Origin of the sequence: Nitrospira sp., assembly GCA_029194675.1 — a bacterium.
In the GTDB taxonomy this organism is placed as follows: domain Bacteria; phylum Nitrospirota; class Nitrospiria; order Nitrospirales; family Nitrospiraceae; genus Nitrospira_D.
The window spans coordinates 27,797-53,354 of sequence record JARFXP010000008.1 but is presented as its reverse complement, the minus strand read 5'-3'; the positions used below and the strand labels follow the sequence as shown (position 1 = coordinate 53,354).

Below are 25,558 nucleotides of genomic sequence, written 5' to 3'. Positions count from 1 at the left end.
GATCTCCTTTCCTAAACTACCGTCATCCCCGTACGTTCGGCCCGATATCGCTGTCCACAGGCGGGACAGGCGGCATTCTCGCCCTTGATGTGCAGTTTAACCCCACACAGACACATCCAGCCCGTAACCCGGCCAGGGTTGCCGACTACAAGCGCATGATCCGGCACATCCTTGGTCACGACCGCTCCGGCACCGATGAACGCATATCGCCCGATCGTAATCCCACACAGTATGGTCGAATTGGCTCCCAATGTCGCTCCTCGCTTCACAAGCGTGTGCTTAAGCTCCTTCATACGAGGGATTTCGCTCCGGGGATTAAACACATTTGTAAAAACCATTGATGGCCCACAGAAGACGTGGTCTTCGAGAGTCACACCTTCGTACACAGACACGTTGTTCTGGATCTTCACTCCATTACCGACTGTGACATGAGGGCCGACGACCACATTCTGGCCTATCTTGCAATTCTTCCCGATGTGCGATCCTTTCAGGATGTGCGATGTGTGCCAGATGCTCGTTCCCTCGTCGATCTCGACGCCTTCGTCGATGAAAGCCGATTCGTGAGCAAAGTAGGTCTTGTCCGGTTTTGAGGCTGGACGCGTCAGGCGTGGAGTGGCCTGCTCCAACGCCTCTTGGCACTGCTGCAGGACAGATAACACACGCAAACCTTCCTCCCCATCTGTTCTCGGTCTGGTCCTCGTTGCTACACACTCCAGGAAGTGTTCGCATTCGGCTCGCAACGGCTCTCCTTGCTCCAGCTCAACCCTCTGGGCGTCTGCTTTGCTCGCGATTGGAAGATTGTCCTTCCAGTCGATGGAATGCGGGTACAGGAGGAGCTTATCTTTCTTCTCCAGATCATCGAATACGGCCATTTTACGATCGCCCACCACTATCAATTTTTGCTCTTTGTAGGGGTGTAGCCAGGAGACGAAGATATGCGCTTTCACGCCGCTCGGGAACGACAGGAGACTAATTGTGACATCGGCGATGCGCTGGTGGAGGTAATTCCCCCCTTGCGCTCGAACTCCATCAGGACTCTCATTGAGCAGCCCCAAAATCACAGAGATATCGTGGGGCGCAAAACTCCAAAGTATGTTTTCCTCCCGCCGGATCTTACCAAGATTCAAGCGGTTCGAATAGATGTACTGGATGCGGCCCAAGTCGCCCGCGCGAATCAATTCTTTGAGCTTCAGTACCGCCGGGTGATACCAGAGAAGATGTCCTACCATGAGAATGCGGTCATGCTTCTTGGCGAGGGTGACAAGCTCTTCTCCTTCCTTGACAGAAAGGCAGAGCGGCTTTTCCACAAACACATCCTTGCCGGCGAGCAACGCCTCTCGTACTGCATCCGCATGGCCCTCAGCTGGGGTGGCAATGGCCACAGCCCGGATTGTCTCGTCGCCCAACACTTCAGGATAGGACACGAATGTCCGGCATAGGGGATATTGTTCGCTAAGCGCTCGTAGTGTGTCAGTATTGCTGTCGCACACGGCTGATAAAGCGCCAAGGTCAGCAAAATTACGCACTAGGTTTTTACCCCAATAACCAGCGCCGATGACTGCCACCTTCCCGCTGGCCGATTTTCGATCATCGGATGAAATACTCATCGCCTTCCCTCCCCATGGCAAACAAACTGTTTCAACACACTCAAATGCAGTCAAATAGCTCCAAAGACGCCATCAACGGGTTCAACCGGATGGCATCAAAGTGGGTCATTGGCAGGCACCACACTGGAGGCCTGGGCCCGTTTGATGAGACCCCACATGAAGCCGATCGCGTAGGCAATGTGCATTGTAGCCGCAGCTACGGGAAACAGTGCGCCAACTTTCCAACCCGCACGATATGACAGGCGAAGGCCGACGCCACAGAGGATAAGTGTATAGACGCACGGCCCCGCCAGCATGAGAAGGCGCCAGCCGCCCGGAACAATCAGGGCGAGCGTAAACGAAGCGATCAACCCGATCAGAAATATGAGCGGTACGAGGTGGCGAAACGAAGCAGGCATTCGATGTTTCCTGATCACAGCAACCCGCCAATATCCATATTCAAAATATTGGCGAAAGAGCGATGTGACCGTTTCTCTCACGAAGTACGTAGCGCGGGCACGTGGAGAGAGAAAGACCATCCCGCCATGCTTTGTGAGACGAAAATTCAGCTCATCATCCTGATTACGTAGCAACATTTCATCATAGAGACCAATCTTTTCAAAGACTTCTTTGCGAAACACCGGATAGCATGCCCCCTCGGCATAGCCTTCAAAGTTGGGGTGTCTATGTCTGGCGTTGCCTATCCCTGCAGGATGGGACATCGCAACAGCCACGGCTTGCCCAAACAAGCTCCTCCCTGCACTAATAATCGGCCCACCGGCACAAGATACCTCAGGGTGTTCATTGAGCAGTTCAACACACGTCCTCAAGTAATCGGCGGCATAATCGCAGTGCGCCCCCAGGATAGCGATATATTGTCCACGCGCCTCGCGGATACCTACATTCATCGCGCAAGGGGTGACACGGCGGGGATTATCCACCACCCGCAGTTCAGGATGTTCTTTGGCGAGGCGCTGCAAAATCTCTCGGGTACCGTCATCTGAAAGTCCATCTGCGACAATGACTTCCATTCCCCCTGAAGGACGCACCTGAGCAAGGATTGACCGCACGCAAACTTCAATGTGTCGGCGCTCATTTCGACAGGGAATGATAACGGAAAGTATAGGAATCATTTGTCCGACAGGCAACGTCTCTTGATTCATCAAAAGGCCATGAAAATTCCTGCGGTGACCACGAAACGAAATATTGGGCGTGTGATCGAGAATCGCTGTCCGATTGCAACCTGTACCTTAGCGCTCAGATTAACCTAAGGAAAGTCTGAATAATTCTCGGTTTCTATCAGCCAGTGCCCAAAACCCAGGAAATCTGATTGGTTCCTGCCCAGACCTTCGAATTACTCAGTAGTCAGGAACTAAGGCAATAACTACCCGATGAAATCCGCATAGAATAAGGTTAACAGTGACATCGTGTTCTGCAAATTACCGGCTTATGAGTAATCAGACCTTCCTTAAAATTGGTTTCGCATATGATGGCGTGGCCGTGGAAGCCGCACGATGCGATAGGTGTCCATCCCTTGCGCCAACGTTCGATGCATGGGATCCTTACCCATCAGACGCATGACCAGGCCCATTGGGGTGATAAGCAGATAATAGATGATCCCAAGTATGATTTTCGTATTAATCGAGCCGAGAACGTGGCCTACCTTCATCCATCCTTTGTGAACCTGTTTCAAGCTCTGCGGGGCAACCGCGCCCAGAACAATTAGCAGACTCCCGAGAATCATCGCCCATAAGCGGGGTGACTCACTTCGGAACACAACGGGCCACAATCCGATTACCGTGAATACGCCTCCGACTAGGAAACCGAACTGCCGGAAATCTTTCTTGCTAGGCTGTTGACTTGTTCGATCCATTGCGCCATCTCCTAATCCAGCTCGAATTCTTTTTGCCAGTTCGTATCGTTCTCCAACGGCTTTTGTTTCGTCTTATACAGAACACAGTTTTCCAGGACGAGCACATCCATTTCGGTCCGCATAAAACATCGGTAGGCATCCGCCGGTGTGGATACGATCGGCTCCCCTCGTACGTTGAAAGATGTATTGACCAAAACGGGGTAGCCCGTCTGTGCTTCGAACGACTTGAGCAATCGGTAATACCTTGGGTTGGTCTCCTCATGGACGGTTTGTATTCTGGCCGAGTAGTCCAAATGAGTGACGGCGGGAATATCGGACCGTGGAACATTCAACAGATCGATTCCCCATAGCTCTAATCGATTGGCAGGCAATGGCAACCGTCGTTTCTCCATCACTGGCGCCACCAGCAGCATGTAGGGACTGTCCGTATTCATCTCAAAGAAATCCGACACTCGCTCCCGTAGAACCGAGGGCGCAAAGGGACGAAACGACTCTCGATACTTGATCTTCAGGTTCATCACCGATTGCATCTTCGTATTTCTGGCGTCACCAAGGATGCTTCGACCGCCGAGCGCACGCGGGCCGAACTCCATCCGACCTTGCAACCAGCCAACAACCTTCCCTTCCGCAAGATCTTTGGCTACCCGGTCGAACAGATGATTGTCATCGAGCAATTCATACGGCGCCTCGACCTGCTTGAGATACTGCTCGATTTCGGCATTCGTATGTCTCGGCCCCAGATAACTCCCGCTCATCCGGTCAATACCAGTCGAGCCCCTCGGTTGGTCATCATAACGATACCAGGCACTCAACGCAGCACCGACCGCCCCTCCCGCATCTCCAGCTGCCGGTTGAATCCAGATCCCCTTGAACGGACCTTCTCGTAGGATCCGCCCATTCCCCACACAATTGAGCGCGACACCACCGGCCATACAGAGATACTCAATCCCGGTTTCGCGGTGTAGCGTTCTCGTGACACGGAGCATGACCTCTTCGGTCACTTCTTGGATTGAACGGGCCAAATCCATCTCACGTTGCGTCAACTTGCTCTCCGCTTTCCGCGGGGGACCTCCGAACAAGTCATCGAACTTGTCCCCGGTCATGGTCAATCCAGTGCAGTAATTGAAATAGTCCATGTTCAAGCGGAATGTCCCGTCCGGCTTGAGATCAAGAAGATGGTCATAGATGGCCTTGACGTACTTCGGTTCTCCATACGGAGCCAAACCCATCACTTTATACTCGCCGGAATTAACCTTGAAACCGGTGTAGTACGTGAAGGCTGAATAAAGGAGCCCGAGAGAATGGGGGAACGGAATTTCCCAGAGCGGCGTCAATGCATTCCCATCGCCGAGCCACGCGGACGTGGTGGCCCATTCGCCGACGCCATCCATACAAAGAACCACTGCCTTGTCATAGGGCGACGGGTAAAATGCGGAGGCGGCATGCGATTCATGATGTTCACCGAACAATAGCTGGGGAAGCGTCGACTGGTTCATCTCCGGCGCCAACGCGAGGAATTCCTTCGCAAGCAGATTACGGAGTAAGAGCTTTTCCTTGAGCCACACCGGCATAGCCGCCACAAACGACTGGAGCCCTTTCGGAGCGAATGCCAAGTACGTCTCGATCAACCGCTCAAATTTCACGAGCGGTTTATCATAGAAGACGATATATCGGAGATCACCCAGCCTAATTCCTCCCTCCTTCAAGCAGTAGGCCACTGCGTGAGAAGGAAAACCGGGATCATGCTTCCTTCGGGTAAACCGTTCTTCCTGAGCAGCCGCTATGATGTCTCCATCACGAACGAGGCACGCCGCACTGTCGTGATAAAAAGCCGAGATTCCAAGGATATACCTCACACGCCCTCCTCTATTTCTTCTGAATCAAGCCAAGGTAATGGGTATTAAGCAATCGCAAACGACTCAGCAAGTGACATACCAACCAGGACCAAGGCGCGAGGAACCTAGCAAGCGGAAGCACCAATGACACTCGCTCAAGTTCAACGGAACAATTCGGAAACAATCGTGCAATCTCGGCTTTCCTTACTCCACGAACATTCTGGTTCCATGGATTATCCACAAAGAAGTCATACCAGATGATGAATCCGGTCTTCTTCACCACACGAAGCATCTCCTCTGCCATACGATGCCGTATTTTCCCATCCAGAACTGATGTGAAGACGACTGATTGCAGTACGAGATCAAAGCTTTCATCAGGGAACTCAAGTGTGGCACCGTTCATGCGGTGTAATGCTACCTCGGAGGGACACAAGCGAGCAGCACTGGATAGTCGCTCGCCCAACAATTCCACTCCCGTTAAGTTGGATGGAGAGACACCCCATTTGATAAAATCCCGCAACCAATATCCACTTCCGCATCCCACGTCAAGAACATGCATGTCAGCAAGTGAGGCACAGCCGTGCTTCCTCAGCCGCTTCACGAGAGACCGTTCACGTTCTTGGACAAGAAACAGGTTTCCGGGATCAAACAATGAATAGTATCCGATCGGCTTCTTCGTCTGGTAGGCCAATTTGATCCTGGCCTCCTCGCATACGACATCAGAATCTTTAAGGTCAAACGACATAGATGCCTCGACTCCTCATGAAAGCGACCTCCACGACCGAATCACTCAAGAAGACGAGTGATTTCCGTGGGAAAATCATGATCCAGGTTGCAACTTGAGCCACCCGCTCCTGAATGGTTCACTAGAGGAGCCAAGGTGGATCCGCCACGCACAAGAAGGACAGCGACCCTCTCCTGCCGTATGGCAGCCGGTAATTGCTGCTCGTCATTATCTTGATTTTACGCTGATACATGTGCCTAGGCACAAAACCATACTCTGCTGGATATTGCCTCTTTGAGATCTGAACACCGATGGTATCATTCCAGAGTAACCTTGTTCATTCCGCAAGAATCGATCTTAGGATAGGCGTCATCTGGAAGAGCAAACTGGTCTCAAAACAATGTGTAGATAAAGGGAGCGACCGCCGAACCTTGTGTTAACACAATCAATGTGCCGAACAAAAGCAGAACCACCAGAATCGGCAAGAGCCAAAATTTCTTGCGCTCTTTCATAAAGGCCCACAGTTCCATAACAAACCCACTCATGACATTCCTCCTTAGCCTGAAAAATAGTTGGAAGTAGCTTCATCTAGAGCAAGCACTTGAGTGCGGCAACGACTCTGCCATCGCGATCCGCTTGCGATCAGGACTATATCCGGCGTCTGATGATCTCCCGATTCCGAAACCAAGATACTCTTTGATTGATGAAACAATTCCGCGAGCAGTTTTTCAATCCCACGATGGGTGGGGTTTACCTTTTATCTTCTAATATCGATCTTCAAGGATATCCCTTATGCCCTCGTCCAATGCGATTGGACGATCTCCCCTCCAATGATCAATTTTTGAGAGGATTGGTATCTGACGGCGTAGCTATGAGCATCAGAGAGGTCAAATGTTTCCGAAAAGGTGCATGTCGGCTTATCGTGTCATACGTCTGCTCTCGGTCCGACTTGCACGATCTGTTAACTGGACGAGGTAGCCCACAATGTCCTCGGCCATGTGTTCCGCCATCACACGATGGCCTTCCCCATTAGGGTGGCCATCGACCTTCGAATTCACATGTGAAGCTATGCGCAGCCCCGCAAACCATGGTGCCATGTCCTTGACCGGAACTCCTTTGGCATGCCGAACCACATCTTCCAGCAATAAGTTATTGTCGCGTGGATCCAACCGTTCGAAGAATAGGATGAGTGGGATCCTCCGTTCTTCACACATCTCAATTAGTTCGCCTAACGCCGACATGGACGCACGCCATCCCATCCCATTTTGCGAGGGAGCAGAAGGCTCCTCTTTTACCTGTTTAGGTATGGCATAGCGATAGGTATGATGAGCTAATCGAAAGAGCCACAGCTTCCTCACCATAGTTTCTAACATGTCGGGAAAAGGCTTTCCCCACAGAGAACTTTGAGTCCATGGATCGAAAGGCCCTTTGTTCACTTCGATGTCATTCTGCACATAGGTCAACATCACCAAATCCGGCTGCAGATTGATCCCTTCCTGCTTGAAATAGGTCACCTCTTGCACCGTGTTGTACCCCCCCACCCCACTGTTGATCACCCTCACCGGCCGGTGGAGACGACCTTGCAGTAATGATTCGAGCCGGGCAGTGAACGTCTTGTCCTGGTCCACCCCCCATCCAAAGGTCACCGAGTCTCCAAGCGCAAGAATCCGATATTCCCCGGCGGCTTTCGGCAAAATCGGTCGATCGCGTAATCCTCGTTCGTTATAGGTCACGCGCACGTCGCCGTAGCGGGCCTCCCAGGACGGTTTGTGGCGGAAGATGAGCTGGTCATCGGCCAGCTTGTCGCGCACGTAATTCCCTGCCAGCTCGTAGTAGGAGATCCCGAGCGGATCAACCAGACGAAGCGCCAGTTCGACCACACCGATCGATACGAGCAATGACACACCGCTTACGAGGATCCCTGTTTTCGCCTGGCAAAGCTTCAAGTACCAGGACGATTTGACCAGTGAGAGTGTCGCGGCGACACCAACCAGCAAGCCAAGCAGATAGGTATAATACCAGCTATACCAGCCCAATACCACTGGAGGATGCGAACGATGGGTGGCCGCGAGCAGGACCCCGCTCCATGCATGCCAATACAGTGATGCACATCTTCACGGAGTTGATATTTGCGATTGTCATTCGCATCCGTTCCCTATTGCAAGACTCTAGATAAGTCTCCGATTAAAGAGACGGACTCAATGAGGTTTCCGACCGTCAGTTGGATTCTGAATAATTCTGGGAAATCACTCGCATCAGGTAATAGGCTCGCGCTTCGGTGCCCTCAACCCCAACTGCACTTCGATGTGCACGGCACCCTGTTGGGCTTCTCTGCCAAGTAGAAACAGTCTGGCAACCATCACCAACGGAAACCAGCCGATGTTTCTTTCAACCTACACACCTACAGTCTCCAAATAGTTTAATACCAGCATGATCAAAATTTCATGCATTTTCTCTTTTGTTTCTGCCATTTCATGAATATCCGCTTTGGCACGATCGTTGCTTGTGAAACCGCAAGGTAATTTGGATTCAAGCAGCTCCTGGATTCCGTAGCGGGCATTGTGGAAAGCGGTAACGGCGCACCACCTATTCATTTTCGCAAGATACAAGATAAAGGAGACACTAGAATGATCCGAATCAAGTCAGTAATCGGCAGCTGTATTCTTGCCAGCATTCTCTCACCGACCTTGTCGGTCTCTGCGGCAACGTACTACGTCGCCACGAGCGGAAACGACAGCAACTCGGGCACCAGCTCACAACCGTGGCGAACCATAGCCCATGCGGCCAGCAAGATGGTCGCCGGAGATACCACCTATGTCCGAGGTGGAACATACAGAGAGGGGGGGATCCAATTCGGACGATCGGGAACCTCGTCGGCTCCGATCAAGCTCCTCAATGCTTCGGGCCAGTTTCCCGTCATTGATTTTGTCGACCACGCGACGACGAAAAAGGTCAATTTCAAGAACTACGCTGGGTATCAGAAGGCGATCGGCTGGATCACGATTGAAGGGTTTGAGATCCGGAATGCGTATGATGGTATTAAAGTCGAGAATGGCCATAATATCACAATACGGCGGAATTGGATTCACCACAGCCTTATGCAAGGGATTTACGGCAATGGCACCGTGATTCTGATCGATCGGAACAGGATCAACCACAATGGACGCTTTGCGACCTGTGCCACGACACCATCCGTGTGCAGCTTGGATCATGGCATCTATCTGAACGGCACGGCAATCACGATCACGAATAACCTTATTTACGACAACCTGGGCTATGGCATTCAAGCAAATGGGACGGTCAGTTATAACTCTACGAAACATCCGGGCTCGGCGTACGCCCTGTCGTATAATTGGGTCATCGCCAACAACACCATGGCGTACCAAGCCCACGGGAGCGGCATGGTTGCGTGGGGTTCAACTCTACAGAATCTGAAGGTTGAGAATAATGTTTTCTACGAGAATGGCGTGAGACGGTCAGCTTCCTATACGAACGGGGTTACTTTCATATCGATGAAGAGCAAAGGCATTTTGATTCGAAATAATTATGCCTGCGCGACTGGAGCAGGTTCGACGGTCTTTCTCAGCGCTGGCGCCACTCAAGGGGTTAATTACACGCAATCGGGCAACATTGTGACTACAACCAATCCGGGGTTTGTCAATGCTCCCAGCACACTGGTGTCGTCTCCCAACTTTGCTCTGACCTCTGGAAGTAAAGTCGTTAACAAGGGCTTGAGCTCTAGTGCCAAAGTAGCTTACAACGCCGTTGCTCGGCCCCAAGGAGGTGCCTACGATATAGGCGCCTATGAATACTATACGGGTGGATCCACCGCCCAAATGCTTATTGCGCCAATGTCAGCCACAGCATTCTGAAGGTCGGCAGTGTCCGGATATCGTCATGACTTGCTCTCTAACATCAGGAGGGATGCAGGTTTGCAGGCGTTTTTCACCTGCGACGTTGATCGAGAACCAAATCGTGTCACTTCTGAAAGAGGCCGATGCTGGCCGCCGGATCAGTGAAATCCGGCGGCACTCCGGTATCAGCGCGATCACCGTTACAACTGGAAAGCTACAGGGAGACTCGGAGGTCTCGGACATGAAGCGGATGACTGCCGATCCTTAGCCTCCTTTATTCGTGACTGATGGCCACAGTCACCCAATCGCCTACTTCTGAGCGCCATCGGCGCCGATTCCGAGTGCGTGGAGGTCTCATGACGTGTGAAGTGAGGGCAGCCCAGACTCTCCGTCTGGTTGCACCCCCTCAGACCAGTTGTATCCGGCCTGATCCAGAAACACCGCTCCTGCGCAAGCAGGTGGAGACCGTGTTCATCCAAGCCCCGGCGCTCGGTTACCCAGGCGACGCACCCACGGCCAAGGCCAGTCGTCGCCAGGTGCGGCGCCACGGCGCTGTGCGAGGCAGGTGCAGGACGAGCCGACGAACCGATCCTTCCACCCAGACGGCCAGCTTGAGCAACCGGTCTCGGAGGGTCATCACTTGGGCCTGGGCAAAGCCCGTGCCGGCGGCGCGCCGCCGCAACTCCTGCAGCAGGACATACGCCGCCGTGGTGAGCAGCACCCGGAACTGGTTCGCCCAAAACCGTGAGCAGCTCGTCCGCCCCAGCGTCAGACCGTCATGCAACTCCTTGAGCCGATTCTCCATGTCACCCCGCTGACAGTAGGTCGCGTCCCCCCTCGTCGGGGGCACCGCCAGATTCGTCACCACGAACCGCGGGTTGCATTTGGGAGCCCGTCCCGGCAGCCGGACGACTTCGGCCTTCATGATTACCCGCCGGGGCTGGGACCACGACGCAGCGGCATACTGGGTCTCCCCATAGTGGTGTTCGGTCCGACCACTGGCCTTCGACATGGCCCAGGCTTCGGCCAACAGCTTGCCCGCCCGCCGTTCCAGCCGCGCATTGCTGGCCAGCCCGACGACATACTCAACCCGCTCCGCTTCCAGGAAGTCCAGCCAGTCGTTCCCGGCGAACCCGCCGTCTACGCGGACACGCAGCGCGGCCTTGGGGAACGCGCGCCGCAGGCGGGGAAGCCATCGGCACTGCCTGGCCATGGAGTTTGAAGTGGCTCCGACTAGTTGGACAGAATTTGGTCTTTCTTAAGTCGCGCCTCGCGGGTTGCTGACTATGCGGCGGTAAGCCGTGTCGTCAGGTTGGTGCAGTACACCTGATCGGGCGTCTGGCCGTCAAGCGCCCGATGGGGTCGCTGCTGGTTATAGAACATCAGATAGCGCGCCACGCCTTCGCGCGCGGCCCCCACGGTCTCGTAAGCGTGCAGATAGACCTCTTCGTATTTGGGGCTCCGCCACAGCCGTTCGACGAACACATTGACCCGCCAACGCCCAGTCCCGTCCATGCTGATCTGAATGCCATGGTCTTTCAGGAGCCCCGTGAACTCTTGGCTCGTGAACTGGCCCCCTTGATCGGTGTTGAAAATCTCCGGCGTGCCATAGTGAGCGAGCGCCTCCCGGACCGCCTCCAGACAGAAATCCGTGGTCAACGTGTTGGACAGCCGCCACGCGAACACCCGGCGACTGGCCCAGTCGAGGATCGCGCACAAATACACGAAGCCTCGGCGCATCGGAATGTACGTAATATCGGACGCCCACACGTGGTGCGGACGCGTGATCGTCAGCTGGCGCAGCAGATACGGGTAGATCCGGTGAGCGGGATGCCGTTGGCTGGTGCGAGGCATGCGATAGATCGCCATGATCCCCATCCGCCTCATCAGCGTCACCACATGACGCCGTCCCACTCCATGGCCCTCGCGCCAGAGGACATCCCGGAGCATCCGGGCTCCGGCGAACGGATACTGCAGATGCAATTCGTCAATCCGGCGCATCAGGGCCAGCGCCGCCGACACCGGCGCCGGCTGATAGTACGCGGTGGAGCGGGCGACCTTCAGCAGCTGACATTGTTGCGCCACTGGTAACGCGTGGGTGCGGTTGATCATTGCGTTGCGCTCAGCAAGCCCGCCTTGGTGAGTGCCTCTTCTAAAAAATCATGCTCCAGGGTCAGTTGCCCGATCTTGGCGTGCAGCGTCTTGAGATTCGGCGCCTCCGACGGCGCCTTCGCCCCGCCAAAGACGTCGGCTGCCCGCCCCAACAATTGCTGCTTCCATTCGGTGATCTGGGTGGGATGGACACTGAATTGCTCGGCCAATTCCGCCAGCGTCTTGTCGCCCTTGACGGCGGCCAACGCCACCTGGGCCTTGAAGGTCGCCCCATGATTCCGTCTCGTTCCCTTCATCGCCTCGCTCCTTTGTATCGCCGCCTCTCGGTAGCTTCGATGAAGCCAGGCTACCACTTAGCATACTGTCCGAATTTCCGGAGCCCCCTCTGTTGGCGATCCGGTGGGATGAGCGGCTGACAGCCCAGCGCCGTGAGGGCCGTGACATTCACTTCGCTGCAAGAGCCCGCGTCCATCGTCACGGTCCGGGGGATCTGCTCGGTATTCACCAGCACCTGCGTCAGCATCGGCTGGGCTTGCTGCTTGTCATTCGCTTCATCCCGGATTCCGCAGTTGATCGGTTTTGATGTAGAATCAGCCGCCAAATTCTCTTGGAGACACAGGAGGTTTGGTATGCGCGCTCGTCCAGCTCCCTCGTCACCGCTGTACCCCAAGATCCGTTTCGCGTTTACGGACCATCCCATCGCGGTCTGGGCGGGCGCGACCTTGCAGCGCCTGTACCTCGAGCTGATCGAGCTGCGCGCGGGGCTGACGCCGTTCACGAAGACCTCCAACAATCAGATTCCGGCTGTGGACGTGCTACTGGCCTGGTGGTATGGGCTCGCCCTGGGGGCAGAACGGTTTGAGCATCTAACCCGCAATCGCCGGGATCCGCTGTTGTCGCGCCTGCTGGGGCTGACCGGTTTCCCTCGCCCGACACGCTGCGGCGAGTCTTCACGGGCTTCACCTATCGACGGACCACCGAGGTGTCGGAGAGCTTGATGCGAATGTCGCTCACGGCCATGCGACCGATTCTGCTGGGCCATACGCTGGATCTGGACTCGACGGGCTTCTGTCGGTATGGCGACCAAGCCGGCAGCCTGAAGGGGCACAATCCGGGGAAACCCGCTGGCCCTCGCATCATCCGTTGGTGGTCTGGTTGAGCGAGCGCCGCCGACTCTGTGAGGTACGCTGCGAGCCGGGCATGCCGGCATGGCCAACGGGGCGCGGGAGTTTCTGGCGCAAGCCCTGACGATGTTGCCGCCAGGCCACCGACTCGGGTTGGTGCGGGCCGATGCGGGCTTCTGTGTGACGGCGTTCCTGAAGGCCTTGGAAGCGGGGGACCTGCCGTACATCATCGTGGCCCGGCTGACCCGCGGCGTGCGCAAGCTGATGGTGCAACGCATTCCCGAGGCCGAGTGGCGGCCGTCGCCCGCGGCATCGCGGTCGCCGACCTGAGGGCGGCGTTGCCGGTCTGGCAGGGGCAGTCGCGGTGATTTGCCAGTCTGCGCCAGACCTTGGCCGAGCATCCCGAGGCCCGAGGCTGGCGGCTCATCGAGTGTCCCAGCTATACCTACCGCCTCTTCGTCACCAGTGTCCCCTATGCGGCGGAATTGGTCACCCGGATGTACGCGGGCCGGGCCGACAGCGAAATCGGATCAAAGAACTCAAGGACGATCTGAGCCTGGACACGTTCTGTCTCCAGTCGTTCGACGCCCCGGATGCCGCGTTCCGGACCGGCTGCGTGCTCTACAACCTGCTGATGGGCTTTCGGGAGACCGTGCTGCCTGCGTGCTGGTTTGAACGACGGCTGCGGGCGGTGCGTGATCTGGTCTTCTTGGTCGGCGCTGATCTGATCGCGGACGCGCGACGGCTGCGGGTCCGGTTTGCGGTGCCCAGGGAAGAGCGGGCGGAGTTTCTTCAACGCTTGCGGACGCTTTCAGCGGGGCTGCCCATTGCGGCGCAGTTGGATTGGGACTTGAGCGAGGACGCCGACACGGATTCCACCCTCTCTCGCGTCCCAGATACCACCGTATCAACCATCCGACCGTTGCACCAGAGGCCCGGAGCCTCACCTTGATCTCATCTCAGCCCGGATTCCGCAGTTGAAATCCAAGGTGCGTTCACAAGTTGCGGTCAATCCAAATGAATTCTTGTACTACCACCAAGACAGCATTCACCACGCTCAACTGCGGCGCAGTTCAGAAATGGCAATTCAAGACATTGATTATCAACGTGTTTCTAAAACTGGTTTTTTCGATTCGGTCGCTACTGCGGAATCCGGGCTCAATTGCGAAATCCGGGTTGATCGCACCGGGGCGAACTTGTTTTTCCAACTCATCTCGCGGCGCTATGAGAAGGGGCCGATGATTTTGACCAGTAACCAGAGTTTTGAGGCCTGGGGCGAGATCTTTGGCGACCGGGTGTGGCGACCGTGATCCTGGATCGGGTCCTGCACCATGCCATCACCATCAATATCCGGGGCCATTCCTATCGGCTGAAGGAGAAGCTCAAAGCGGGACTTGTGCGGGTCGAAGAAGCGTCAACGATAACCTAACGGGGTGGGGAATTTTCGATGACCATAACTGGGGAAATTTGGATGACCCTTGACAGTCGTTGAAGGTCAGCGTGGCGACCAACGGCAGATAACACCACGTGTCATAGTGCCCATTGAAGAAGGTGAACTCTTGCTGTCCATGCGTCGAGTCATCGGTGGGGTCCAGGTCGATCGTGATGCGCTGCGCACGGCCCTTCAGGCGCTCCCGATAGTATGCAATGCCGGTGGCCGCCAGCATGCATCCCATCCGATACAGCGCCCGTGGCGATGCGACGTGCTCAAAGCGGGACAGGGTCGGCTGCGAGGCCAAGGCGGAGCCGGTCACCGGATCGCGGCCCACCGCTAGTTTGTGCAACGGATCGTCCGCCAGGCGAGCCGCATCATCGCCGTCTTCGTACCCACACGCCAAGCCGAAGATCCATTGCCGCAGCAGGTCGCGGATCGGATGGCGGATCTTGTCCGGATCCCGACGGTCGGCCAGACAGCCGGCCAACTGCTCAGTCAGCCGGAAGCGATCATCCAGCGCCTTGAGCAACACGAGGCCGCCATCGGTGCTGGCCTGGGCCTGGTCAAAGCGTGCCACCACCGGCTTCAGGTTGTCATAGAAGTCGAAGGTCACTTGCGGGATACACTCTGTCGCCATCGAGGGTCCTCCAGGGTGGTGCGTAGAAGCGTCTTGACACCGCTCCTATTGCACAGTCTGGAGCCTCGGTCGCTTTTTTTATGGTACGAGTCATGAATTTTCCAGGTTAGTGCTTGGATTGGTCAACGTCCTTAAGCAGATCGGTGAGAATCGCATCCTCAGGCCACATGGCACCTTCGTGCCAAATTAAGTTGTCATCCCAAAAGCCCGGGCAGGAATGGACCGCTCTGGCATCATAGCCGTAGCTGATTTCAAGGATCATGGGCAGCTTGTATTCGGTTAATACAAAATCGAAAGCCATACTTTGCGATCTGAATTTGCGAGTAACCTGGAAAGCGATTTCCAGGCAAGTTTCATGCACCCTACGTGGGTCAAACACAATATCCCCACTCCCGGACGCCCGAAAATCACCGGGGCGAACATTTCTGGTAAAGCCAAAGGCTCGGTTCCCGATGACCGTCACACGTGTATCAAAGGCATTGCCTGGAATAAACTCTTGAAAGTATACATATCCCTTCTCGCGCCCGATCATCTTCCTGCTATCACGAATCCTTGCCAGAACCTGCGGAATGCGCCTAACTACATTCAGTAACTCACCTCTCTGACGTGCCGCACGAAAGCGTTTTGATGCATCTTGTCCGTAGTGAGGGATCGGCGAGAACCCAGAAGAAAAGGCACGCTCGGCTATGGCACGCGCTTCGGTGGCACTTTGAACCAGCTTGACATTACTGGAACCAGCTCCCTTGCGTAATTTGAATACCTTCGGGAATGAAGCTCGATCAATCCAGTTCAATGCTTCCTTGAGATTATAGAACACGTAGGTAGGTACCAACGGGGCATCGATTGCTTCCAGCAGATATTTCTGGGCGATCTTATCGTCGAAATGCCAACAGGTAGAGGTGCCTGGGAAGACTTTGACCCCCATCGTCTCGGCAGCCGTGATAACACTGCGCGCTATTAACTGCTCCCGTGGATCTCCATGCTGCCAATGCCACAGCAAGGCACCTGAGGAACTCAGCTGCTTCATAATGTCTGAATCAAGGCAGTTCACGACCTTGTATTGGATGCCTTGTAGTTCACAATATGCTATCCATCGATCAGAAAAACTGCCTTCTCGATGGTGTATAGCTACTTGTCCGGCCATGCCGATTTCCCAATAATTCTTAGGTTGTTGGTCAATTGGGCGGAATCTTAATCCCATCCAGCCGGTAAATGAAACAAACGGCCGTAGCGAACAAAAAATTCACCGCATCTCACGTGGGGGCCATGGGCGGAGGCACACGAGAGTAGACCATCATCACCGACTTGCATGGTCTTTTGATCATCAGCAATACTGCAGCTGCTTGTTCAGTATACCATTCGGAGTAGAATGTCCGCTGAAGATCCAAACACATACGCTGAACAGCGTCGTTTCCATGGCATGAACTATCGTATTGTTGTCCCCACTCACCGTCATTCTTTGTTAAGCACCATGAGGGTCTTAACAGGGTCCGCCAGTACATGCAATAGGCCCTCCTGTCGTATAGATTGATGCCAGTCAGACCATCTCGTGAAGCAAAACTTGTACGGCGGGTCGAGGGTCGCTCTGCAGCGATCCAGCAACTGATAGAAGAACCGTTCCTCGAGTTGCCGAGGGCGATGCTCGTTAGCATAGGTCAGCTGAGGCGGTTCGATAGGTGCGATGCCCAAGTGATTCAGCTTATTCTCATAACTCACCGGCCAGCCACAGATCTTCCTGAACTCAAGGCCCTATTACTTCATCAGCAAATCTGCCCGCAACCGCCAGCTGGGAATGACAACTGGCCAGATTCATCTTCTCCTCTCCTCCTCGCCAGAACTTGCTCGTAGAATTGTATAAGTCTATATGCACAGTGATCAGCTGTGATATTACAAATCATCACACGTCCTTCAATCGGGCCCGGACGCATCCGTATTCTCTGAAGCCTCAACGCCAACTCCATTGCATCAGGAACCGATAAGTAGCACCCTTCCACTCTCTGTATCATTCTCGGAATATCTCCGACCGGAACCGAGACGATGGGCAGATTACAGGCTAAGGCCTCTTTCACAATGGTCGGTGACCCTTCATGACGTGACGTCACTAAGAGGGCATCGCTCGCATTGAGCCAGACCGGCACTTGCTCATATTCGATGCCGCGAAGATAATGAAGTTCAACCTTAGTTCCCAGCTCTCTCAGGCGATCTATTGCTGCAGCGGCCAGTTCCGGTCGTTTGACCGGATCTCCGGTAGCTTGAAAAAGGACATGAAAATCGTCTTGGTTCCATCCTAATCTCTCGCGACAGTGTTTTCGATCCAGTGGTTTGAACATATCCAAGTCGATTCCACACGGAATAACTCGCACTCGTGAACTTGGGATATCCTTAGGCAGTCTCTCTGCCAAGTGTTCAGCAACTAAAACGACACCATCACACTTTCTGGCTGCCTGTCTTGAAGCCAAAACACCGCTTGCAGACAACATTCTCCTGAGAGGACGCTCGAAGGGTTGTCCAAGCAGATCGGAGCCATGAAAAGTGGCCACGACCGGCCTGTCTTGAATAACAACGCTAGTGATCCACGACATGATTCCGCCATACATGACATGTATGAGGTGTGGATCATTTTGATTGATAGCCTTTCGTAACATTGTCGGAAGGCTCGCATAAACACGCATTCCCTTCTGCATGCGATTTATGAGAAGCACGTCGAGGTCCAGACTGGTTCGCCTTAACGCTTTTAGCTGTTGTTCAACAAAGCGTCCGGCATTCGGCGTACTGGGGGTAGGCAGCATGTTGGTTACAGCGAGAATTCGAAGTGGAGACACACTATTTGCCATGCGTAAACCCATTTTCGAAGAATTCGGGCGATGCGGCGGCAGGTCTGCTGTACGAATCTTACACAACGAGCCGTTTAATCCAGGGAGAACTGAGAACTCTCATGTCGTTCCACATAATACTAGAACGCCGCTTCTGCTACCCTCAAGAAATACCTGATTTGATCAGATTCTTTCGGTGATTGCTCAATGACCTCGATCCGACGCAGATGCCATGGTAAGATTATCAATGCTTTTCTCTCCCCAACCCGCTGATCTGTAGACCGTCAGGGTGTCTGAAACAAGGCGATCCAGAGTGAACTCTCGTTTCGCTTTTTCATAGGCAGCCAACCCCATACGGAGGCATAGCTCGTTATCATCAAGAAGTTGAGACATGCGTTCTACGAACGACACTTCATCGTCTTGAGGAACAACATACCCCATTTTGCCATCTTCTATGAGGTAAGGAATCTCGCCCGCTTCCATAGCCACAACGGGGATTCCGCAGGCCATCGCTTCCATCACGACGTTGGGACATCCTTCACTTTCAGAAGTATGAACCAGAAATTTCGCCTCACGCAAGAATGTCGGTATGTCATACACTGCACCGCGAAACACAACGAGGTCAGAAATACCCAGGTCCGCTGCGAGATTTTCAAGACTGAGACGAAGCGGACCATCGCCAGCTATCTCGAAGCGTATACCGCTGTTCGCGACAGTCTTTAGACTTTGAGCCACTCTTAGCAGCCTGTCCCAACGCTTGACCGGTAACAACGACCCGACTGCTGCCACATAATCCCTCCTCTTTGAGATATCACCAGCCCACCTGAATTGTTTGAGGTCAAGGGCGTTACGGACGACGAAAACGTGTCTGGGCGTGAACAGGCCAACCGCACGCTTCACAGCATCAGCCGATGCCATACTATTTGAGATATGACAGACTGGCCATCTCGCATTGAGTGCCCCTCTGAATGCTCCACCCTCTCGCTTGGCACTGACAAAGTCGCCGCGTAGAGAGCCGATCGCCACCGTTCCGTTTCCCCATGCCGCATAGTATGCAGCAAAGTTCGTATGAAACCCATATGAGTGAATGACCTCCGGCGACACTTGTCGTGCGAAGGCTCGTAGGGTTTTCAATTTCAACAGAGGATTTCCATCGGCAGACAATCCGTAGATTGGGATACTGAGCTCTTCAATATCTCGATAGTATTTGTCGTTGGGATTGTGGTTCCAGACAACAACAGCAGGTTGATATCGGGCATGATCCAGATTTGCAAGAAGATAATAAAGTTGCCGCTCTAATCCACCAAGCCCAAGTTGCCCTACGACATACAGCAACCGATGGTGTCTTGGAATCCTCAACTTGAGGTTATTGAGGTCTATTAAAGACCGGTTGATCATCGCACCGCTTCCGTTCACACATTAACCGTTGGAGACGCTTCTCATAGTTATTCTCGTCTCGAATCCCAGCTCTTCTAGATTCGATGACGGCCCAGAAAGATGGTCCGGAACGATGTTCTCTCTTCTGTTTCAACTGCCGACACGATACCAGTAGGCCAGATCCTCTCTCGAGCACCAACCAACATACCTATACCAAAGGCAAGCCATTTGTCATAAAACGTGTGCGACTCCAACAACCAAAGACCGAGTGCAACAATAATCCCGAACAACGCAAGAGAAAGTTCATCACGACCACATTGGAATGGAATCGACCGATAGACAGACCACATGATCAACAGAAACGTCGAGAGACCGAGAATGCCCCAGTAGATGGCTACTTGTAGTAGTGCATTGTGTGCACCATAAACAGAGCCGGTTGATTCTTTATAAAATCCCTTCTCAAATCCCCACTTCTTCCAGAAATTTCCCGAACCAACACCGGCCACGATGTATTCTGGCAGACGGTTTATTGCCGTGGTTAATAGCCATGCACGGCCTTCCATTTTACCCTCCTTCACCTCAGTCGAAAAGGCCATCCGTGACCAGACAGCGTCAGGAACCACCATATAAATAGCCATGCCTAACACAGAAACAACGATCAATGCTTTCCCCTGTTTGGCTCCGTAAACATAGAGCATGGCGCCAAGGGACACGAGGCTGATCAGAGCGGCAGCTCTAGACATCGGTAAGAATGAGGCGACGAGGCAAAAGGTAGCTATTCCCAACAATGGAATACGTCGATGCTTGAGTCTGTCCGATAGAGATAAAGCAAATGCGACAATTGCCCCCTGCACACATACAAAACCCAATGCATTGATATTGGCCTGAACGGCCTTATCAGCAAATGCTTCATTGCGAATCTTGCTAGCCTCGTGGAAATTCTCTGCCTTCCCCATTCCTTGCAGAGTTCCGTACGAGGTCAAGAAGAGAACCACAGATACCCACAAGGCAGCTGCGATATATCCATACAAGCCGGTAGACAACGCTGACCGATCTCTACATAGTACCGCAACGCAAATTGCTCCAACGATCATTTGAGTAAAGCGTACGATCTCGTCATACCTGGAGAGTGGACTTGAAAATTCCAGAAGACCGCTGACGCCAACAAAGACGTAAGCTGCAAGGAAAACGGGATGAGACCAAACCTCCCCCAATATGCGAGGACGCATCAGAGCAACATATACAGCAAGTGCTGCAAATATCAAAAATACGACGCTCATCCCAGCCACAGTCGGAATATGATCTTGCAGCGGCAAAATTATCATTGCCACCAAAAGCAAGAATCGCTCTACCCAGGTTGTCGGGGAATGAGGAAGGCTGTATACAGCGGCGCGGACCCTGCTAGGCAATATTCTGGTGTCCAATCTGACCGGTTGATTGATCAAGAAGGCCCCTTTGGTTTCCCTCTACCGAATGATTTGCAGCCCTGTTTGTCGCTTATCGGAGGCATCAGCAACTGTCTTGGCTGTCAAGAGCCAACCGGGGTGTTTTGTGATTCACCCGTGAAAAAGTTTCGCCCACAATTGGTCTACGAACGACGATCTCCGTCGAGTCCGTGCCCTGCTATGCCCCCGCCCAGGCCGGTTCCATCCCGTGCCGCCAGGGTGGCCGCTGTTTGAGCATCGCGGTCAAGATGACCAGCAATTTGCGCATGCACGCCGTCAGCGCGACTTTGTTGGCTTTCCCGGCCGCACCCAAGCGCTGATCGAACGCCCGACTGACGGGATTGAACCGCGTGGCCACGATCGCCCCCATAGAGAGGACCGCGCGAGCCTGCGCCCGACCGCCCCCGAGGGGGCGTTTTCCGCGCAGCAGCCCGCGATCGCGACTGCAGGGCGCCCCCCCCACCAAGGCTGAAATCTGCTTGTGCGTCAAGGTGCCCCGCTCCGGGACGGTCGCGAGCAACGTGGTGGTGAGGACCGGGCCCACGCCCGGCGCGCTCCGTAGCCGCGCATCGTTCTCCCGCCAGCGGGGACTCTGCCGAATGGCCTCGGCCAGGTCGGTGTCCGCCTCCTGCACCGCCCGTTCGAGCCAGGTGAGATGGGCCTTCAGCCTGGGGCAAATCAGCGTCGACGCCTGGCGGAGCCGATTCTTCTCTGCTGTCAGCATGTCCACCCGTTGACGACGGCGCGTGACCAGAGCGGCCAAGGCCTGTGTGAGCTCGTCGGGTAACGGTCGTCGCGCTGGTCGGATCACCTCCGCGAAGTGCGCCAACGGCTGGGCATCCAGGGCGTCAGTTTTCGCCAGCGTCCCCGTCGCTTTGGCGACGTCACGCCCTGGTCGCGGGTTGACCACCACCGTGATCTGGGCCGCCGCCAACGCCCCCGTGACCGGGATTTCGTACCCCCCAGTGGCTTCCAGCACCACCAGCGTGGGGGATACTGCACGCAACCGCTCGACAAGCCGCGCACATCCCGTCTCATCATTGGCAACCACGAACCGGCCCTCTGGGCGAAGGGCCACATCCATCTGCGACGTTGACACCTCGATCCCGACAAAGACCTGTGGCGGTGTCATCCATCCCGCCTTCGTGGCCCGGCCTTGCGATGCGGGCTTCGTGGGCCCACGCAACGGTTCGGGCTCTGGGGATGAGGGGGCGTGTCGACCCGCGCTGCCCCTCGGTCTCTGAAGACCACGGCATGATCGGTCTGGCACGCCCGGTTTTGTCTTGCCTCGCATCATGATGAAGCCTCCTCTAAGATACAAGGCATCGATGCCCGTTCGACCTACAAACCAATGGCAAAAGGGGTGAATCAAGCGTTTTTGGACCTGCAAACTGCTGGTTGCCCCTTAGGCGGTCGGCCCGCTCCCTCGGACTTGGGATAGACCAGGCAATGGCGGCGGTCAGGTCCACCCACGGTACGACGCGGTTCATCTCGTCGAGAATCCGCTCCCGGCGGGTGGACTTGCGATACTGTCCAAACGACACTTCCACAAATGTCTGTTGCTGCACGGGGTGCGCCTCCAGTTCAGTGCTGCGCTACCCTTAGCACATCGCGTGAAGAGAATAATTCAAACCTTGCTTATCAATACCCACGCAGCAACCAACATAAGAGCTTGGTCGTAATCAGCATGACGGCTCTCATAAGCAAATCTATCATCTGCCTTTAGTTATGCGTGGTGATAAGGAAGGCCTAGCCTACACTCGCTTAGCCTGAGGAGATTCGTGCATTCAGCAAGTGCGACTACAAACCATTTGCACGACCTAATAGGCCTCCGTCGACACGTTCGAATCATTCCGACCCCCGTCTCCATTATCTCACGTCTGCGTGACCCCTATCGCGTGCTATTACTCCTCGCAGGAGGACATCGAGATTTTTGGAGATGGTCGCCCACGAACAGATCTCAATATTTTTTGGCTGAGGAGTCCATCCACAAACCACGTCCTTGAGAAACGATACCATACCCTGAATCTCGGTGCCTGTAAAACTTTTCACTAACCCAGTGGAGGCTGTTATCGTTCTCGCATCACTGCCGATAGGGGCAATCAACAGAACGGGTGTTACAAGCCCGATAGCTTCAAATATCTTGCCGGTAACGATTCCCTTGTCTTCTAAGGATTCTTCTTCGGCCACTGAGGTGATCACAACTGAAAGACTCGCTCCCTTGACAGCCGATAAGGCCTCCCGTCTCGGTACTCTTCCGTGAAGCACAATATGATCAGTCAAACCCCAACTACCTGCCTGTTCACGAACATGCCTGTCGTCCGGACCATAGTAGTGGAAGTACCATCCTTCTGCTTGTCCGTTTAACGCCTCCTTGAGGAGTTTGAGCGCTTCAAAAAATGGCGAGATAATGCGCTTGGGCGGGTAGAAGATTCCTGTATAAACAAATGCACAATGTCCGAAATCGTACGGCTTGACGGCCGTCACCTCGCCGAAATCGTAGCCATTCGGCACAACATGAAGTTTTGCCCCAACACCAAAACGTCGATCCAAAGCAACCCCCCAAGAAGGTGACACTATCGTGATCGCTGCACAGTCCTCAAGTACACCGGCCTCCCTTTGGATAGCAGCCAGTGGAGGGAGACGACCGGCATGAGGATTTCCGGTCCAGGGATCCCGATAATCCAGGACATAGGGACGGCCAAGCCGCCGAGAAAGACGCTTGGCTAAGCTAAACGCTTCGAACGGGGAACCGGTCGCGAGGATGACGTCCACGTCGTTCCCTGTCAAAGCAGAACAGGCTTGCTCCACCGCTTTGACCCAACCAATATGCGCGTCAATCCTCAGGTTTCTTGCAACTATTCGACAGACTCCTCCCAAAAACCAGCCAAAGCTCTGATTCCAGCACTTCAGATTGTTCGGTGCGAGACAACGCCATCGGTGGTTAGTCAGGATTCGCTTGATGCACTTACCATCTAACTCAGACAAGGCCGGCTCGCCGCTTTCAACATTCCGCAATATAGAGGGATCAGGTGTTACTACTGTCACGTCCCACCCGAGTCGGGTCAGGTACATAGCGATATTCCAGGTCCTGACACAGCCGGGTGCTTTGGCCGGTGGGAATGGATACGCGAGAAACAGCAGTTTGGGGCGTCTCTTCGTCGCCATATTACTGATGGTAAGCTTATCAGACCAAGCAGCTTGGTCGCCTATCTCTACCCCACTCATTGCCATTTCTTCCCTACCTCCCTCTCGCACCTTTCTGCTCGCAATTATAGTTGGTCTCGATGCGCTAGGGAGCTCTCCGGAGTATGTCGTCCTACTAATTCCTCCACGAACCTACGTGTGAGAAATCAAAACAATTCTGACAGACGCGATCCCATGCCAGTATTTGATAACAAGTTGTGGGCTCTGGTGTATGTGCCCGCCATACATCCTCTCGATTACGCAGATCCAGTGTATTTCACTGAATCGATCGGGCACAATTTTCTAGAGAGCCTCAAGTTCAATAGCGGCAAACTGCTCCCTGTAGATGGGACCAAGTCGGGCACACAGCGATCCGGCAATAGTATGAACCAAGGTCCCCCAATCCACCTGTCGCGCGATGCTACGACGCTTCTGGATTTGATCGCTCGACATGGCCTCTGACGCAAGTGACTCAGTCAGTGCTCTTGACCATTCCTCCGACGTACTTGCCAGCTTAATGACATGTGCAAAATCCAAAAGGGATCGGATTGGCGTTCCCACGATCGGCTTCCCTCCGGCCAGATATTCATGGAGTTTAAGCGGATAGATATATTTCGTGTAATCATTGGCTTTGTATGGGAGCAGGCAGACATCCATATGCTGTGGATAAGCGCACGCGACTTCTATCGGCTTGTGTCCGAGAAAGTGCATGTTCTGCAACGCGGATAATTGATCCACGAGCGTTGCGTCCGCTCCCAACTTACCTCTGGGCCCCACGAACACAAAGGACCACTTCACGTGGCGAGTCACCAGCTCGAGTAAGAGCCGAAAGTCCAACTGCGTCTTGATGATCCCAACATAGCCAAGCCGCGGACGCGGAATCTTTGCCAAATCAGCCGGCTCCGATTGTGGAGTCGCAAATGCTCGATAGTTTACGCCATTAGGGACAAGGCGCGTGTGAGGATTGAAATGACCTTTGCGCTCCAGTAAGGCCGGCGAGTGGATGAATACTTGGTCCACTCGCTTAATCAATTGTATCTCTTGGTTTGTGAGCGGCTGCTCGGAAGGGGAGAACGAGTATTCATCTACAATATGGTAGCAGCTGAGGTCATATGAGCTACCGTCCAAGACAGAGTCGAAGTGCGGTCGCCAGAGATAAAAGACGATGGTCTTGCACCCGCGTTGGCGAAGCAGTGCTGCCGCTCGGCGACCTCGTTCCGCAGCAGTCCAGGAGGCTAGCCAAGCGGGCCGGCCAAACTGAGGCAACCAACCCTCCGACTGATATAGGGCAAAACCCTCCGGGAACATCTCCAAAGAATGAGCGCGATTCGCCGGCGTCCCACCGCCGAGCACGAGTTCTCTCCAGCTTCCGGCAGGCTCTGCCCACAGGACATAAAAATATCTGGAGAGGCGGGTAAGCACCTGATGCCGCGACAGCCAGGGGCCGCCCCACTTCTCCGGAACAAATGCGACCACTCCGATCTCAGGAAACAATGGGCGAGGTGGCGCATTATGGCTAGGACCATCCCTGACATGCATTGGAACGACATCGGTCAT

Annotated in this window: 24 protein-coding genes and 1 pseudogene; 7 read left to right on the top strand and 18 right to left on the bottom strand. The window is 54.4% G+C overall.

Annotated features, from left to right (window positions below):
* Positions 1–11: 11 nt before the first annotated feature.
* The 7 genes from P0120_23395 to P0120_23365 form a co-directional block, all read right to left on the bottom strand.
* Entirely contained in the window at positions 12–1,607 is a 1,596-nt protein-coding gene (locus P0120_23395) for a Gfo/Idh/MocA family oxidoreductase (protein ID MDF0677253.1), read from the bottom strand.
* A 95-nt stretch (positions 1,608–1,702) separates the two neighbouring features.
* On the bottom strand, positions 1,703–2,719 hold the full coding sequence (locus P0120_23390; protein MDF0677252.1) for a glycosyltransferase family 2 protein: 1,017 nt from the start codon (positions 2,717–2,719) through the stop codon (positions 1,703–1,705).
* A 335-nt stretch (positions 2,720–3,054) separates the two neighbouring features.
* A complete protein-coding gene (locus P0120_23385) occupies positions 3,055–3,459 on the bottom strand; it encodes an SxtJ family membrane protein (GenBank protein ID MDF0677251.1) in 405 nt (134 codons plus the stop codon).
* Positions 3,460–3,470: 11 nt separating this feature from the next.
* On the bottom strand, positions 3,471–5,315 hold the full coding sequence (locus tag P0120_23380) for a carbamoyltransferase (protein ID MDF0677250.1): 1,845 nt from the start codon (positions 5,313–5,315) through the stop codon (positions 3,471–3,473).
* Positions 5,316–5,325: 10 nt separating this feature from the next.
* The gene (locus tag P0120_23375) at positions 5,326–6,039 is read right to left on the bottom strand and encodes a class I SAM-dependent methyltransferase (protein MDF0677249.1); all 714 of its coding nucleotides are present in this window, start codon (positions 6,037–6,039) and stop codon (positions 5,326–5,328) included.
* Between the two features lie 371 nt (positions 6,040–6,410).
* On the bottom strand, positions 6,411–6,563 hold the full coding sequence (locus P0120_23370) for a DUF5989 family protein (GenBank protein ID MDF0677248.1): 153 nt from the start codon (positions 6,561–6,563) through the stop codon (positions 6,411–6,413).
* Positions 6,564–6,935: 372 nt separating this feature from the next.
* Positions 6,936–8,060: an SGNH/GDSL hydrolase family protein gene (locus tag P0120_23365; GenBank protein ID MDF0677247.1), complete on the bottom strand. Its 1,125-nt coding sequence runs from the start codon at positions 8,058–8,060 to the stop codon at positions 6,936–6,938.
* 585 nt (positions 8,061–8,645) lie between these two features.
* On the opposite strand from P0120_23365, the gene P0120_23360 reads away from it, so the two are divergent.
* Both P0120_23360 and P0120_23355 read left to right on the top strand, forming a co-directional pair.
* Entirely contained in the window at positions 8,646–9,890 is a 1,245-nt protein-coding gene (locus P0120_23360) for a right-handed parallel beta-helix repeat-containing protein (protein MDF0677246.1), read from the top strand.
* A gap of 103 nt (positions 9,891–9,993) precedes the next feature.
* Positions 9,994–10,140 (top strand): hypothetical protein, encoded by a 147-nt coding sequence (locus P0120_23355; protein ID MDF0677245.1) that lies wholly within the window; start codon positions 9,994–9,996, stop codon positions 10,138–10,140.
* Between the two features lie 225 nt (positions 10,141–10,365).
* Here the strand turns inward: P0120_23355 and P0120_23350 are convergent, their stop codons facing one another.
* The 3 genes from P0120_23350 to P0120_23340 all read right to left on the bottom strand — a co-directional run bounded on the left by P0120_23350 (position 10,366) and on the right by P0120_23340 (position 12,585).
* Entirely contained in the window at positions 10,366–11,085 is a 720-nt protein-coding gene (locus P0120_23350) for a transposase (GenBank protein MDF0677244.1), read from the bottom strand.
* 71 nt (positions 11,086–11,156) lie between these two features.
* Positions 11,157–12,280, bottom strand: a protein-coding gene (locus P0120_23345) for an IS3 family transposase (protein MDF0677243.1) whose coding sequence is annotated in 2 segments (ribosomal slippage) — positions 11,157–12,034 and positions 12,034–12,280 — 1,125 coding nt in all. Because the reading frame shifts where the segments join, the coding sequence is not laid out codon by codon here.
* 50 nt (positions 12,281–12,330) lie between these two features.
* Positions 12,331–12,585: a hypothetical protein gene (locus tag P0120_23340; GenBank protein MDF0677242.1), complete on the bottom strand. Its 255-nt coding sequence runs from the start codon at positions 12,583–12,585 to the stop codon at positions 12,331–12,333.
* A 28-nt stretch (positions 12,586–12,613) separates the two neighbouring features.
* On the opposite strand from P0120_23340, the gene P0120_23335 reads away from it, so the two are divergent.
* The 5 genes and pseudogenes from P0120_23335 to P0120_23315 all read left to right on the top strand — a co-directional run bounded on the left by P0120_23335 (position 12,614) and on the right by P0120_23315 (position 14,537).
* Positions 12,614–12,982: a hypothetical protein gene (locus P0120_23335; protein MDF0677241.1), complete on the top strand. Its 369-nt coding sequence runs from the start codon at positions 12,614–12,616 to the stop codon at positions 12,980–12,982.
* Entirely contained in the window at positions 12,982–13,143 is a 162-nt protein-coding gene (locus P0120_23330) for a hypothetical protein (protein ID MDF0677240.1), read from the top strand. Before P0120_23335 ends, P0120_23330 begins: the two co-directional genes overlap by 1 nt.
* Before the next feature lie 49 nt (positions 13,144–13,192).
* Positions 13,193–13,438, top strand: coding sequence for a hypothetical protein (locus P0120_23325; GenBank protein ID MDF0677239.1), 246 nt, complete (start codon positions 13,193–13,195; stop codon positions 13,436–13,438).
* A gap of 100 nt (positions 13,439–13,538) precedes the next feature.
* Complete coding sequence (locus P0120_23320) at positions 13,539–14,060, top strand: hypothetical protein (protein MDF0677238.1); 522 nt, start codon at positions 13,539–13,541, stop codon at positions 14,058–14,060.
* A gap of 217 nt (positions 14,061–14,277) precedes the next feature.
* Positions 14,278–14,537 (top strand): annotated as a pseudogene (locus P0120_23315) (ATP-binding protein).
* Here the strand turns inward: P0120_23315 and P0120_23310 are convergent.
* The 8 genes from P0120_23310 to P0120_23275 form a co-directional block, all read right to left on the bottom strand.
* Positions 14,491–15,180 carry a transposase gene (locus P0120_23310; GenBank protein MDF0677237.1) on the bottom strand — a complete coding sequence of 230 codons (690 nt, stop codon included), beginning with the start codon at positions 15,178–15,180 and terminating at the stop codon, positions 14,491–14,493. The pseudogene P0120_23315 and the gene P0120_23310 sit on opposite strands and share 47 nt — an antisense overlap.
* Before the next feature lie 106 nt (positions 15,181–15,286).
* The gene (locus tag P0120_23305; GenBank protein MDF0677236.1) at positions 15,287–16,324 is read right to left on the bottom strand and encodes a hypothetical protein; all 1,038 of its coding nucleotides are present in this window, start codon (positions 16,322–16,324) and stop codon (positions 15,287–15,289) included.
* A gap of 616 nt (positions 16,325–16,940) precedes the next feature.
* The gene (locus P0120_23300) at positions 16,941–18,014 is read right to left on the bottom strand and encodes a glycosyltransferase (protein MDF0677235.1); all 1,074 of its coding nucleotides are present in this window, start codon (positions 18,012–18,014) and stop codon (positions 16,941–16,943) included.
* 183 nt (positions 18,015–18,197) lie between these two features.
* Positions 18,198–19,391: a glycosyltransferase family 4 protein gene (locus P0120_23295; protein ID MDF0677234.1), complete on the bottom strand. Its 1,194-nt coding sequence runs from the start codon at positions 19,389–19,391 to the stop codon at positions 18,198–18,200.
* Between the two features lie 74 nt (positions 19,392–19,465).
* Positions 19,466–20,695 (bottom strand): O-antigen ligase family protein, encoded by a 1,230-nt coding sequence (locus tag P0120_23290; GenBank protein ID MDF0677233.1) that lies wholly within the window; start codon positions 20,693–20,695, stop codon positions 19,466–19,468.
* Positions 20,696–20,993: 298 nt separating this feature from the next.
* Entirely contained in the window at positions 20,994–21,947 is a 954-nt protein-coding gene (locus tag P0120_23285) for an IS110 family transposase (GenBank protein MDF0677232.1), read from the bottom strand.
* A 737-nt stretch (positions 21,948–22,684) separates the two neighbouring features.
* The gene (locus P0120_23280; GenBank protein ID MDF0677231.1) at positions 22,685–24,049 is read right to left on the bottom strand and encodes a glycosyltransferase; all 1,365 of its coding nucleotides are present in this window, start codon (positions 24,047–24,049) and stop codon (positions 22,685–22,687) included.
* 255 nt (positions 24,050–24,304) lie between these two features.
* Entirely contained in the window at positions 24,305–25,558 is a 1,254-nt protein-coding gene (locus P0120_23275; protein MDF0677230.1) for a glycosyltransferase, read from the bottom strand.